The organism is Chitinophaga sp. S165, from assembly GCF_003182155.1.
GTDB lineage: Bacteria > Bacteroidota > Bacteroidia > Chitinophagales > Chitinophagaceae > Chitinophaga.
In genome coordinates this window covers 247,794-261,437 of record NZ_QGTG01000006.1, presented here as the reverse complement: position 1 = coordinate 261,437, position 13,644 = coordinate 247,794, and the positions used below count along the sequence as shown (strand labels likewise).

Here is a 13,644-nt window from a genome sequence, read left to right as displayed (position 1 = left end):
ACTTTTCACGTCAAATCTGGTCAAATTTTCAGTCACCAAAGATAGACTTATCAGGCACACTGACAAAAATGCCATTTTTTCAGAAAAAACATGACAGAATCAGCTGTAATATAGGAATTAGGAATTAAGAATTCCAAATTCCCTAATTTTCCCATAGCTTTGCGCCCTCATACAGTTCTTGATTATAAGATGATTAGCAGAAGAAATATCCGGGTGAAGGTCATGCAGACCCTTTATGCACTGGAAACGATGGAAGAGGGTACCGTCAAGCCGGGCACGGCTACCAGTTTACTGAACGAGAAACTGGACCAGACCAGTCAGATCTTTACATACCTATTATACTGCCTGTCCCAGGTAGCACAGTATGCCGAGATCGATGCGCAGACACGTGCTTCCAAACATCTTCCCTCAGCGGCCGACCTGCAGGTGAATACCAAGATCGCCGGAAATGAATTCATTTTCCAGATAATCAATGATAAAGGCTTCCAGGTAAACCTGGAACAGTGGAAACTCAAACACCTTCCCGAGCCGGACCTGATGCGTAAACTCTATAATACGCTCACAGCTACAGAGATCTATCAGAATTATATAAAGGAACCTTCCCGTACCAAAGCCGGTGAGAAGGAGATCATGGAATATCTCTACAAAGAGGTCCTTTCCAAGAACGAACTGTTCCTTCAGCACATGGAAGATACTTTCCTCCATTGGGGCGATGACGCAGAAATGATGGACCTCCTGGTTGCCAATTACATGCACAAGCCGCACCTGTTCAACTTCCTCCAGCTGATCAGCAAGGAGAAACTGGAATATGCACGCGAACTGCTCCTTACCGTAATTGACAAGAAAGAATACTGTCTGGAACTTATCAAGCCTAAATTACAGAACTGGGACCCGGAACGTATCGCCGCAGTGGATATGCTGCTGATGGAGATGGGCGTTTGCGAGTTCCTCTACTTCCCGACCATCCCTACTAAGGTGACAATCAATGAATATATCGACCTGGCGAAAGCTTACAGCACTCCCCAGAGCGGACAGTTTGTAAATGGTATTCTTGATAACATCCTGAAAGACCTGGATCAGGCTAATCAGATAAAGAAGGTAGACCGTACAAAAAAATAGCTATTTTTGGGTAGAACCCTTAATAATTATGAAAAAGATATTCTTTTACCTGATTGCCGGAAGCCTGTTAGCAGGCGCCTGTAATTCAAACGCCGGCAAGACCGGTGGCCAGGAAACAGCCACTACCGCTGCATCTGATACCGCTACAGGCACCCCAGTGATCTCCTTTGATGAAATGGTCCATAATTTCGGGAACATCACGGAAGGTGAAAAAGTGGAATACTCTTTCAAATTTACCAATACGGGAGACAGGGACCTGCTCATAACAGACGCTACCTCCAGCTGCGGTTGTACGGTGCCTGAATGGCCTAAAGAGCCTATCAAACCGGGTAAAAGCAGCTACATGAAAGTAGTTTTCAACAGTGCAGGAAAAGAGGGATATACCGAGAAAGAGATCGTTATCAGGGCCAATACGAAACCTGACCAGGTACAGGGACCTAAGATCCAGTGTACCATCCTGAAACAAAGCTAAGACCGACATACAGACCGGTATAGATATTGAGGCAGGAATAATTAGAAACAAGAACAACTAAACAACAAATACAACTTAATACGATGTACACTAACATGCTGAACGTTTTACTGATGGGTGGTGGTGCTCCAGGTGGTCAAGGTGGCGCCGGTGGCTTCCAATTCATATTTATTGGTGGTATGATCCTGGTAATGTGGTTATTTATGATCCGCCCTCAGACTAAAAAAGCAAAAATGCAGAAAGACTTCATCAGCAATCTGCGTGAAGGCGACAAAGTGGTTACCATTGCAGGTATTCACGGCACTGTGAAAAAAATCAATGACGATGGTACCCTCAAGATCGAGGTGAGCGCTGGTACTTACTTAACTATCGAGCGTTCCGCGATCAGCATGGAATACACTACTGCACAACAGAAAGCAGCTGCAACACCAGCAAAATAATTGTTATCTTCAGATAACACATCCCAAATTCCTTACGGAGTTTGGGATTTTTTTTGGAATTTGGACGTATGTTAAAAGTTGGTATTACAGGCGGCATAGGATCAGGCAAAACGACAGTGGCCCGGGTATTCGAATTACTCGGCGTTCCGGTATATTATGCCGATGATGCTGCAAAAACGATCATGCAAACCGATGAGCTCCTGATACAACAGGTAAAAGCTCATTTCGGTGAACACATGTACAGCAACACGAATGTGCTTGACAGAGCGGCGTTGGGAAAGATCGTTTTTAATGATAAGGATAAACTGGAGCTACTCAACTCCCTCGTACACCCTGCCACCATCCGCCACAGCGACGAATGGGCTGACAAACAGACTACTCCCTATGTACTGAAGGAAGCCGCTCTTCTCTTCGAATCCGGCTCATTTCAATACCTGGATAAATGCATAGGCGTTTCCGCGCCCCAGCCAGTGCGTATTTTAAGGGTGATGAAACGGGATAATATCAGCCGTAACGACGTACTTGCACGTATGCACAAACAGATCGACGATACCATCAAAATGAGGCTGTGCGATTATGTGATCCGTAACGATGATCAGCAAATGGTCATTCCCCAGGTGCTGACATTACACGAACAACTGTTGCTGCTGGCGGCTGAAAGACCATGAACCGGTAACCATAAAAGGAACAATATTATTCCAGCATTGTCCATTGCTTTAACCTTTTTCAGAAGGTTATCTTTGTCCTTGTTGATGAACCTGAATTACAAGAGATGAGTAAAACCATAACGCAAGGCGGTAACAACAAAAATAAACCAACGCCTGTACTCCTGCTGGAATTACAGTCTAATCATCCTACCCCGGTAAAGATCAGTGCAGGCATACTCAAAGAAGATGCAGGCGGGCGTACCTGCCAGCGTATGCCACTGAACGATAAAAAATCATTGTCCATCTTCAATACCCTGCCTGCCGGTGTGCAACACCTGTTACAACCCTGCACGCAGGAATCGATGGTTTATAAAGAGCTTCAGTTAAAGGAGAAGTTCCGGGACGCTCCCGTGAAATCGCTTACCCAGCACCAATTTGTGCAGGAAGGCATGCAGCAATACCTCTATCATACCCTTCAGCAATTGCGGCCACTGACGCCGGTATTACCCTGGTATACCATGATCACGGACGACAGTATGCTGCTTAAACATACACGACCGGCTACTGTAAATAATTTTCCACCTGTACTCTCCTTCGAACTGAAACGTTCTACCACCGGCGCTTTGCGGGTAGTTGCACTTGTTACTATCAACGGTCAGGCCTTTCCTCTTTCCGACTTTGAGCACTATGGTTTTGTACTGCGGAGCCGCGGAGAACTGTTCATCCTCCCTCCTGCTGCCGCCACCACATTGGAACAATTTCCCGGTGGTTTTAAGGATGTTCCGGCGCATGAAGAAGCCGCTTTTATTGAACATACACTGCCTGCACTCAGTGAACAATACAATGTCAATAAGAGTATCCTGCTGCAGAAAGAAGTGATAGACACTCCGCCGGAATGTAATATCTGGCTGAGTGAACTGAATAAGTCCTTCCTCGTACTAACGCCACAGTGGCAGTACGGCGGCTTTTCAATCGAAGATACCAGCGATCCCGTAGTACTGAAAGCTGAAGGAGATATCCAGTATGAGATCAGAAGGCATATGGAAGCAGAAAAGGAACTGATCGCCTTCATACGCACGCTGCATCCACGTTTTGCACAGCAACGGAACGGCTATTTCTATCTGCCTTTTGCGGATGCAGAGAAGAGCCAGTGGCTGGTGAAGTGCTATCGCAAGCTGACAGACAGGAACATCGGTGTATATGGGATGGACCAGCTGCAGCACTTCAGATACAATACCAATGTGCCTGTGATGGACGTTCGCTGGCATGGAGACGACAAGGATACATTCGATCTGGAAATAGACATCCGCTACGGCGACATCCCCGTGGCACTGACAGATCTGCAAAAGGCACTGTTGCACAAGCAGCCCCACTTACTACTGAAAGACGGTACCATCGGCGTCATTCCCGACGAGTGGTTACATAAATACGATATGCTCTGGAAACTGGGGCAGGTAAATAAAGACAAACTAAAACTGTCACGTCTTCATTTTACTGTAGCCCAGGAGATGCTGGAAGCACAAGGCACCGTGGTGAAGGAAAATACCATGCAGCAGTTACAGCGCTTGCAGGCACAAGCTGCCGAGCGTTTCCCCGTACCGAGTGCTATACAAGCACAGCTCCGGACCTACCAGCAGGCAGGTTTTGAGTGGATGTGCCTCCTGGACGTTATGCGCTGGGGTGGTTGCCTGGCAGATGATATGGGTCTTGGCAAGACCCTCCAGACCATCACCTTCCTGCAACATCTTTGTGAGAAATACCCAGGGGAAACTCACCTCGTAGTGTGCCCCACTTCCCTGATCTATAACTGGCAGGCCGAATTGCAGAAATTTGCCCCCGGCCTGCGCTACACTGTGTATCACGGTGGTAACAGGCAATATGATGCAGCGCACTGGAAACAGCAGCAACTGGTCATTACAAGTTATGGTACGGTGCGTAGCGATACCGCCGTTTTCACCACACACGTATTCGGATATGCGGTGCTGGACGAAAGCCAGGTGATCAAAAATCCATCTTCCCAGACCACGAAGGCATTGCAGGTATTGCAATGCCGTAACCGGCTGATCCTGAGCGGTACACCCATCCAGAACAATACCATGGACCTCTATGCACAGATGAACTTTGCCAATCCGGGGTTATTGGGTAACCAGGCTTTTTTCCGCTCAGAGTTTGCCATGCCTATTGACAAGTATGCCGATGCTGAAAAGGCCGGCCGCCTGCGCAAACTGATATATCCCTTCCTGTTGCGGCGTACCAAAGAACAAATAGCACAGGATTTGCCTGATAAGACAGAGATCATTATGTGGTGCGAGATGGGCGAAGAGCAACGGAAGGCGTACAACCGCATCCGCGACCTGTATAAGGAGAAGCTGATGCAGCGGATCAATGAGCAGGGCATTGCCGCCAGTACCATCTATGTGCTGGAAGGCCTGACCCGCCTGCGACAGGTATGTAATGCGCCACAACTGGTTGCGGAGGAAGCCCATGTGACCAGCTCCGTCAAACTGGATGAATTAATGCGCGAGATCAGTGAGAACACCGGTACACATAAAGTACTGGTCTTTTCACAGTTTACTGGTATGCTGCAGCTCATTGCAAAGTCTATGGAAAGTGAAGGGCTCCCCTTCCTTTACCTGGATGGCAGTACCAAAGCGGAACATCGTCAGCAGCTGGTAAACCAGTTCCAGGAAGATGAAAAGGTAAGGGTATTCCTCATTAGTCTGAAAGCTGGTGGAGTCGGTCTGACACTCACTGCCGCCGATTATGTATATCTCGTAGATCCGTGGTGGAACCCGGCGGCAGAACAGCAGGCAATAGACCGGACGCACCGTATCGGTCAGCAGAACAAGGTCTTTGCCTACAAAATGATCTGTAAAGACAGTGTGGAAGAAAAGATCCTCGCATTGCAGGAAAGGAAGAAAATGATTGCCGACGATCTGATAAGCGAAGACACTGGCTTTGTGAAAAAGCTGACCGAAGAGGACGTTGCATTTCTGTTCAGCTAACAACTGTGCCGTTTCAGCCAAAGACGGTCCGCGTCTGGCGAAGGCACTTTGCCTTATACACGAATTTTCGAATATTTGCGCTATGGGAAATATCTACAAATCACTGGTTGTTACATTTGTCATCTTTGTACTGGCTGCATCGCCGGCCATTGTAAGTGCACAGGACGCCCCCAGGATGCCTGAGGGATTTAATATCCGACGCGGTGTGAACATCAGTCACTGGTTGTCGCAGCCAGGCGGCCGGCGCAGTGTGGCCCAGGTTGACTACTTCACAGAAAAAGACGTGGCCCTGCTGGCGGAAAAAGGATTCGACCATATCCGCATTCCGGTAGAGGAAGCCGAACTGTGGGATTACAAGGAAGAAAAATACAAAGACGCCTTTGTGCTTTTACATAAAGCGATCGGCTGGTGCAAACAATACAAGCTGCGTGCGATCGTAGACCTGCATATTCTTCGCAGCCATCACTTCAATGCCAAGAGCAGAGCGCTCTGGGAGCAATCTGCCGCACAGGAACGTTTCCTGCAATGCTGGCGGGAACTGAGTGGGGAGCTGAAAAAATATCCGTCCGACCTGGTAGCTTATGAACTACTGAATGAACCCGTAGCCGACAGTGCCGCCCAATGGAACGAACTGGCGGCCAAAGGCATTGCCCTCATCAGAGAGCTGGAGCCTAAACGCGTCGTTATTATCGGCAGCAATCGTTATCAGTCTTACAGCACCTTTCCACAGCTGAAAGTACCTGCAGGCGATAAAAAGATCATCCTCAGTTTCCACTATTACAATCCGTTCTACTTTACGCACTATAAAGCCAGCTGGACAGCTCATAAGGACTATTCCGGCCCGGTACACTATCCCGGCGCTACGATCACTACCAAAGAGATCGCGCAGCAACCGGCTACCATCCGGAACCTGCTGGCAGGCAGCTCGGAAGAATACGATGATGACGTCATTGAACAGCAGATGATGACTGCAGTGAAGGTGGCCCAGAAACTTAAATTGCCGCTCTACTGCGGGGAATGGGGATGTCTGAACACGGTATACCGCAAAGACAGGTTGCATTGGTACAAGGACGTGAAAAAGGCCCTGGAGAAGAACCACATTGCCTGGACTATCTGGGATTATAAGGGCGATTTCGGCATTATTGACCCTAATGGCGATCCGGATGATAAGCTGATAAAACTGTTGACGAGGGACTAAAGATCCTGTTCGACTTTAATCTTCCTCTGGCAATGCCGGAGGAAGATGGTTTTTAAGCTCCGTAAGCCGTTTTTCATCCCAGGAGACCCCTACATACTACTTACGGACAAAAGGCCCAAAAACGGCCTCTAATGTATACTAAAAGGGAACCAGGAGATGAGAAGAGAGAATAGGCTGCTTTAAGTCCAAGCCACAACCAGGCGCTCCCACTTAACGTGGAAACAATACATGTCAAAATGATCGGCGCTGGCTGGTAAATGAAGAATATTCCAACATATGCAGGCAAAGGTTACCAACCAGAAAGAAGCCATTCGTAAACAGTTTATGTGAGCAGCAATTCCTTCAACGTTCGATTCCCCGGCAGACTTTTCGCTACCACAATGACTTTACCGCCTGCAGGCAATGCCGCTGCTTTATAATACCAATCTACTCCGTTACGGCCTAAAATTGCCCGCCCGCTCTCTGTAACAACACCGTCAGCGTCTATTACCTTTACCTCCACTTCCGCTACCCGGAACTCATCTTTGGCAGTCACTACCACCTCCTGCTCTTCTAACCTGATATTCTGGACTTCGGGACTGCGGTAAGCATCCTTCACCGCCATATTATAGGCATTTTGACCCGGCCCTGCCAGCGACTGGTAGTAGGCCTTTATCTGCGGATCTTCCAGCATGATATGCGCACGCATCGAAGCAATGGTCATTTTATGTCTGGCTTCCAACTGCTTCTGGGTAGGCTTTTTCGTTGAAGGACCGCGTTTCTTCGCCATAATGATCTGCCCGTTCCGTTCGTAGATCGTGATCTGCTTACCCAGGGTGCCCCGCACCAGTTGCATGAGGATATTGTCTTTAACAATGGCCATAAAAAGGTCGTTTTGAGGTTATAAATACAAGTTTACTGTATCGTTTCTCTAAGGTACGTAAAAGCTTACTAAAATGTCATTAAAAGGTCATCTAAAGGTCACTTCAATATCGATTTGATATATACATACCCTTTTAATGCCCTTTTGGTATTCTTTTAATAAGCCGGTATGAAGCTAACAGAAGGCTTGTCTGGACGCTACAGAATGGACAGACGATGTATGTGCAGGCTTATTTTGTGTGTGGTAAATTTCTACTTACCAAAACGGTCCGGAGATTGAAGGCATAAAAAAAGCCCCTCGGTTGGACCGAAGGGCTTTTTATTATCAAACATTTTAGTTGAACACTATTTCTTAGCGGTAGCCGGAGCTGCAGCGGTTTCTTTTACAGGAAGCGCTTCGCTTTCGTTAGACAGCTGGTTCTTCTTGTCAAAGTCTACCAGTACCGGAGCTGCCACGAAGATGGAAGAGTAAGTACCGGTAACTACACCTATCAGCATTGCGAAGGCGAAACCACGGGTTACTTCACCACCGAAGATGAACAGGATCAGGATGGTCAGGAACACAGTCAGGGAAGTCATAACGGTACGGCTCAGCGTATCGTTGATGGCTTTGTTGATCACCTGGTCTCTGGTTGCACCCTTCATTACACCTGTACGGAAGTATTCACGGATACGGTCGAACACGATCACGGTATCGTTCATGGAGAAGCCGATAACGGTCAGGATCGCAGCGATGAAGTGCTGGTCAACTTCCAGTGCGAACGGAACGAAATCACGGCAGTAAGAGAATACTGCGAGAGTTACCATCACGTCATGCAACAGGGAGAAGATCGTACCGATTGAATATTGCCATTTGCTGAAACGCAGGAGGATGTACAGGAAGATCACTACCAGTGATAAAACGGTCGCTTTCACAGCACCTGCACGTAAGTCGTCGGAAATGGTCGGAGACACGGTCTGAGACGCTACGATGAACCTTGGAGAAGCGAATGCTTCGTAAGTCAGTCCTGGCTCGTAGAATTTCTTCAGGCCTTCGAACAGTTTCTGTGTTACTTCTTTATCTACTGCTTCGCTCTGTTCGTCGATCTTGTAGTTTGTAGTGATGCTCAGCTGGTTGCTTGTACCGATTGTTTTCACGTAAGGTTCAGTACCGAACTGTTTTTCCAGTTCATCACGTACTTCGTCGGTCTTCATTGGCTGTTCGAAACGAACAGTGAAGTTACGACCACCGTCGAAGTCAACACCGTGACGGAAACCGTGGAAGAAAGAGGATGCACCTAAAGCAATCATTACGAATGATATGATATAAGCGTATTTTCTTTTTCCTACGAAGTCGAAAGCGGCGTGTTTGAATATTTTACGGGAGATCGGAGTAAAGTATTCGAAGTGTCTTTTCTTGTTAGTCCACCAGTCAGTAACGATACGGGAAACCATGATACCACAGAACAGGGACAGCAGCAAGCCGAGGATCTGAGTGGTAGCGAAGCCCAGTACCGGACCAAGACCGAAGTAGAACAGGATGATAGCCGTGAGCAGGGAGGTGATGTGACCATCCAGTACAGGAGCGTAGGAACGTTTGTAACCGTCTTCTACTGCCTGCTGGTAGCTCTTACCGCGGCTCAGTTCATCTTTAATACGTTCAAATATGATTACGTTCGTATCCACAGCCATACCGATGGTGAGTACCAGACCGGCGATACCAGGCATTGTCAGCGTAGCGCCGAGGGAAGCGAGGATACCGAAGGTGAACAGCAGGTTGAGGATCAGGGCGATATTCGCTACCCAGCCAGCGGTGTTGTAGTACACCAGCATCAGGACGAAGATCACGATGAAAGAGATCAGGAAGGATTTAGCACCAGCGGCGATAGATTCCTGGCCCAGGGTAGGTCCAACGATCTGTTCCTGAACGATCTTGGCAGGAGCCGGCATTTTACCTGATTTCAGGATGTTTGCCAGGTCATTTGCTTCTTCCAGGGTAAAGCTACCGGAGATAGAAGAACGGCCACCTGCGATCTCACCCTGAATGGATGGAGCAGAGTAAACGATGTTGTCCAGTACAACTGCAACATAGTTCAGGGTAGCCGGGTTGTTAGGATCTGTAGGAGCCAGTTCGCCTGTCAGTTTTTTCCATTCTTTGGCACCAGTTGGGTCCATAGTCATGGAGATTTCCGGACGGCCGCTCTGGTCGTAGTCCTGTTTAGCGTCCACGATCCTTTCACCACCTACGCGAGGAGCAGGGTTGATCGGATTAACCTTGATGGCATATACATTCAGTGGAGCACGTTTATTTTCTTTGTCTTCAGCACCATATATAAATACCAGGTCTTTAGGCAGTACATTTTTTACTGCAGGGATCTGGAGGTAACGGCTGAAGGCAGCAGTATCGGAAGGAAGGATATTACCGATGATAGGGCCGTAAGCAACGCCCTGCTGAGGGTGATATCTTGGGGCGAAGATGCTGAAGAAAGGTTCAGCTTTTGCCAGTTCAGCCCTACGTTCAGCGTCTGACTTCAGGGAGTCAGCTTTGCCGGATTTGTTAGTGCTGTCGTTTAAGATAGCGGTCAGACTACCGGTAGTAGAGGAATCTTTAGCAGCTGTAGCTACAGCAGTGCTGTCTTCCGCTTTTTTGGTAGTATCAGCAGCAGCTTTGGCAGTAGTACCGCCAACGGCAGCTTTGATCGCTTCGTTCATCGGCTGGAGAATGTTGGAAATGAACTGTTCGTCATTTCTGTACACCTCACGGAATTCCAGGTTAGCGCTGGCCTGCAGGTATTTCCTTACACGTTCAGGATTGTCAACACCTGCCAGTTCCACAGAGATGATACCTTTATTTTCATCCAGGCTGATATTTGGAGAAGCAACCCCGAATTTATCAATACGTTTCTGCAGTACCAGGTAGGTATTTTTGATGGCTGCGTTGGCCTCACGGCGGATCACATCCAGTACCTTGCTGTTGCTTGCATTAAAATCGATGTCATGTTGATATGAATTGGCAAAGATGACAGCAAGACGGCCGTTAGGCTGTACTTCTTCATATGCCTGCCCGAACAATGTTACGAAGTCAGACTGACTGGATTTCTTACGCTGTACGGCCAGGTCCAGGGCTTTTCTGAAAGCCGCGTCCTGTGAATGGCCGCTCAATGAACGGATCACATCTTCCACACTTACGTCCAGTACTACGTTCATACCACCCTGGAGGTCAAGACCCAGGTTCAGCTCCTTTTCTTTGGCTTTGTCATAAGTAACATACCATGGAAAACCCGCCATTTCTTTGTTGCTGGCACTATCCAGGATCCTTTGTCTTCTTTCTTTCACGAGGTCAGACAAGGTGTCCTGATAAACCGACCGCAGCTCCGCGTTATTTTCACCAGGATATTTCTGTTCAGCGCTGGGGAATGATTTACTGACATCACTCGCAGCCTGCGCAGCTACTTTCGATTCGTAGTTACGTACCAAAAACGTGAACGACAAATAATACACAGAGATAAGGATCAATGCACCGGCAAAAAATCTAACCAGTCCTTTAAGTTGCATATTGTTTCGGGTTTATAAAAATTTTTTAAGAGTTGCAAAGATAGAATTTAAATTGATATATTAAAGCCGTTCAGAGGTAGAAAAGGAAAAAGGTAGAAATAATTGATTATCAGCTTATAAACCCTTGCTTTCCTGCCAAAATTTAATCTTTATTTATGCGCCGTTGTATTTTTCTCTGGTTGATGCTATTCTTTGCAGCCTGCAATACTAATAAAAATATGGGAACAAGCCATTATCCTCAGAAAGACTCTTTCCTCGATACTTTTTTACAGGCCCATGCCGACAAGCTCGGGCCGGTATTCCAGCGTTCGCAGGACTTTGGTTTACAGATCATTTATACGCGGATAGACCGGGATGCGGCCAACCGGCCTCACTTTACCGATCACTATTACAAGGCAGATACCAGCCGGTACTTTTATCCGGCTTCCACCGTTAAACTGGCCGCGTGCGCCCTCGCCCTGGAGAAACTGAACGATCTCAATATTCCGGGACTGGACAGGAATACCCCTATGTTCACCGACAGCCTGGAGAACATCACTGCCGCCGTGGCGTCTGACAGCTCCGCTGCTAACGGATTACCTTCAGTAGGCCAATATATTAAAAAAATATTATTAGTCAGCGATAATGACGCCTTTAACCGTCTTTATGAGTTCATCGGACAGGAGACCTTTAATAAGAGACTGTGGGAGAATGGCTTTGCTGCTACCCAGATACGCCATCGTGTGGGAGTTACGGGCATCAGCCCCGAGGAAAACCGGCATACCAATGCCGTTATTTTCCGGAAGGGCGACCAGGTACTTTATGCACAACCGGCGGCTTACAGCCGGCTCACCTTTTCACCGCGGCACGACCTGATGGGAAAAGGTTATTATAATAGTAAGGAAGAACTGGTGAACAGCCCTATGGACGCCTCTGAGAAGAACCGGGCGCCGCTGGCTGACCTTCATGGTATATTGCGTCAGATAATTTTTCCGGAGGCTGTAACAAAAGGAGATCGTTTTCGTTTAAAGGATAGCGATTACCAGTTTTTATATCACTGTATGTCCGCTCAACCTGAAGAGTCAGCGCATCCCCACTATGATACAACACAATTCTACCGCAATTACGTAAAATTCGTGTTGTTTGGAGGAGAACAACGTAACGACGTCCATGCGAACATACGTAGCTTCAATAAACCCGGCTGGGCCTATGGCTTTTTGACCGATATCGCGTATATAGCAGATTTCACAAACCAGGTAGAATTCATGTTGTCGGTGACAGTGTATGTAAACAAGGATGGTATTTTAAGCGACGAGCATTATCAATTTGAGGAAACAGGTAAGCCATTCATGAAAGCACTGGGCAAAATCATTTACGAACATGAATTGCAACGAGGGAAAAAACATCTCCCGGACTTGTCAAAATTCAGGTTCGATTACACCAGGAGTATTGAATAACCTTTATAGTTCCAAAATCAATTCGCACTAAAAGATAGCAAAAATGACAACTAAAAAAACTCGCGTGTGGGCAATAGCGGCCCTTGTGACAGTGGTAACCGGCCTCAGTGCCTGCTTGAAAACTGATAACGTAACACCTCAACGTGACAGGGCGGCAGTAGCTATTGTTAATGGCATTCTCAGCAGCTCCGATCTGGATTTTTATGACAACACGACAAAAGTGAACCAGAGCAGCCCTCTTACCATCGGCTTTGCCTATATAGGTTATCCTATTTTTGCAGGCATCCGTACCTTCTCTTTCAAGAAAGTTGGTGCGACTGCTGATTTTGCAGCAACAACCGCCAGGTACGATTCCCTGAACTATTATACACTGGTTGCTTATGGCGATTCAACAGCTCCGGAGATGACAAGCATTAAAGACGACTTCTCCGCTGCAAAGGAAACTGCTGTAAATATCCGCTTCTTTCATTTAAGTCCTGATGCAGGTCCTGTTGACCTTTACATCGACGACGTAAAAGTGGACAGCAACCGTACCTACGTAGGCCAGAGTGGTTTCAGGACAGCTTTCAATCCGCTGACCAAATCAGTATACACTAACAATATTAAGGTGAAGGCAGCTGGTACGAGCACTGTATTGACAGAAAATTCATCACCAAACGCCAGCTTCTCTTCCGGTAGAGTATATACTATTACGCTGATCGGCTCTAAAGATTTCACCGACAAGAAAAAATTAACTGTAAATTCTTTGTACAGTCTCTATTAGTCAGTAAATCACACATAGCAATATACGGGCAGCCGGGGTCAATATTCATGTTGGCCCCGGCTGCTTCTTTATTACAGTGTATCCGTGTACATCGGGGTTTTCCATTATAGCTTTATATTTTTTATACTATGACACTTACAAATTTATTGTAGGTTTGTCTCCAGTTAAC

10 protein-coding genes are annotated in these 13,644 nt (G+C 47.2%); 8 read left to right on the top strand and 2 right to left on the bottom strand.

The genetic code is table 11. The annotated features are described in order from the left end of the window. The first annotated feature begins 189 nt into the window (after positions 1-189). From nusB to C7475_RS22400, 6 genes are all read left to right on the top strand, one after another. A complete protein-coding gene (nusB, locus tag C7475_RS22425) occupies positions 190-1,119 on the top strand; it encodes a transcription antitermination factor NusB (RefSeq protein WP_110055642.1) in 930 nt (309 codons plus the stop codon). A 28-nt stretch (positions 1,120-1,147) separates the two neighbouring features. After that, on the top strand, positions 1,148-1,591 hold the full coding sequence (locus tag C7475_RS22420; RefSeq protein WP_110055641.1) for a DUF1573 domain-containing protein: 444 nt from the start codon (positions 1,148-1,150) through the stop codon (positions 1,589-1,591). A gap of 83 nt (positions 1,592-1,674) precedes the next feature. Further along, on the top strand, positions 1,675-2,031 hold the full coding sequence (yajC, locus tag C7475_RS22415) for a preprotein translocase subunit YajC (protein ID WP_110055640.1): 357 nt from the start codon (positions 1,675-1,677) through the stop codon (positions 2,029-2,031). 68 nt (positions 2,032-2,099) lie between these two features. Next, entirely contained in the window at positions 2,100-2,699 is a 600-nt protein-coding gene (coaE, locus tag C7475_RS22410; RefSeq protein WP_110055639.1) for a dephospho-CoA kinase, read from the top strand. Positions 2,700-2,803: 104 nt separating this feature from the next. Then, positions 2,804-5,683, top strand: coding sequence for a DEAD/DEAH box helicase (locus C7475_RS22405; protein WP_110055638.1), 2,880 nt, complete (start codon positions 2,804-2,806; stop codon positions 5,681-5,683). A gap of 82 nt (positions 5,684-5,765) precedes the next feature. Next, on the top strand, positions 5,766-6,881 hold the full coding sequence (locus tag C7475_RS22400; RefSeq protein WP_110055637.1) for a glycoside hydrolase family 5 protein: 1,116 nt from the start codon (positions 5,766-5,768) through the stop codon (positions 6,879-6,881). A gap of 322 nt (positions 6,882-7,203) precedes the next feature. Here the strand turns inward: C7475_RS22400 and C7475_RS22395 are convergent, their stop codons facing one another. Together C7475_RS22395 and secDF are read right to left on the bottom strand one after the other, a co-directional pair. Further along, on the bottom strand, positions 7,204-7,743 hold the full coding sequence (locus tag C7475_RS22395; RefSeq protein WP_110055636.1) for a hypothetical protein: 540 nt from the start codon (positions 7,741-7,743) through the stop codon (positions 7,204-7,206). 344 nt (positions 7,744-8,087) lie between these two features. After that, positions 8,088-11,276: a protein translocase subunit SecDF gene (secDF, locus tag C7475_RS22390; RefSeq protein WP_110055635.1), complete on the bottom strand. Its 3,189-nt coding sequence runs from the start codon at positions 11,274-11,276 to the stop codon at positions 8,088-8,090. Between the two features lie 218 nt (positions 11,277-11,494). On the opposite strand from secDF, the gene C7475_RS22385 reads away from it, so the two are divergent. Together C7475_RS22385 and C7475_RS22380 are read left to right on the top strand one after the other, a co-directional pair. Next, positions 11,495-12,712, top strand: a complete 1,218-nt coding sequence (locus C7475_RS22385) for a serine hydrolase (protein WP_158286583.1) — start codon at positions 11,495-11,497, stop codon at positions 12,710-12,712. 43 nt (positions 12,713-12,755) lie between these two features. Beyond that, a complete protein-coding gene (locus tag C7475_RS22380; RefSeq protein WP_110055633.1) occupies positions 12,756-13,475 on the top strand; it encodes a DUF4397 domain-containing protein in 720 nt (239 codons plus the stop codon). The last annotated feature ends 169 nt before the right edge of the window (positions 13,476-13,644 follow it).

Excerpts from the sequence above, each read along its gene's own strand:
- nusB (WP_110055642.1), top strand. The coding sequence starts at position 190 with ATGATTAGCAGAAGAAATATCCGGGTGAAGGTCATGCAGACCCTTTAT.
- yajC (WP_110055640.1), top strand. The coding sequence starts at position 1,675 with ATGTACACTAACATGCTGAACGTTTTACTGATGGGTGGTGGTGCTCCA.
- C7475_RS22405 (WP_110055638.1), top strand. The coding sequence starts at position 2,804 with ATGAGTAAAACCATAACGCAAGGCGGTAACAACAAAAATAAACCAACG.
- coaE (WP_110055639.1), top strand. The coding sequence starts at position 2,100 with ATGTTAAAAGTTGGTATTACAGGCGGCATAGGATCAGGCAAAACGACA.
- C7475_RS22385 (WP_158286583.1), top strand. The coding sequence starts at position 11,495 with ATGGGAACAAGCCATTATCCTCAGAAAGACTCTTTCCTCGATACTTTT.
- C7475_RS22380 (WP_110055633.1), top strand. The coding sequence starts at position 12,756 with ATGACAACTAAAAAAACTCGCGTGTGGGCAATAGCGGCCCTTGTGACA.
- C7475_RS22400 (WP_110055637.1), top strand. The coding sequence starts at position 5,766 with ATGGGAAATATCTACAAATCACTGGTTGTTACATTTGTCATCTTTGTA.
- C7475_RS22395 (WP_110055636.1), bottom strand. The coding sequence starts at position 7,743 with ATGGCCATTGTTAAAGACAATATCCTCATGCAACTGGTGCGGGGCACC.
- secDF (WP_110055635.1), bottom strand. The coding sequence starts at position 11,276 with ATGCAACTTAAAGGACTGGTTAGATTTTTTGCCGGTGCATTGATCCTT.
- C7475_RS22420 (WP_110055641.1), top strand. The coding sequence starts at position 1,148 with ATGAAAAAGATATTCTTTTACCTGATTGCCGGAAGCCTGTTAGCAGGC.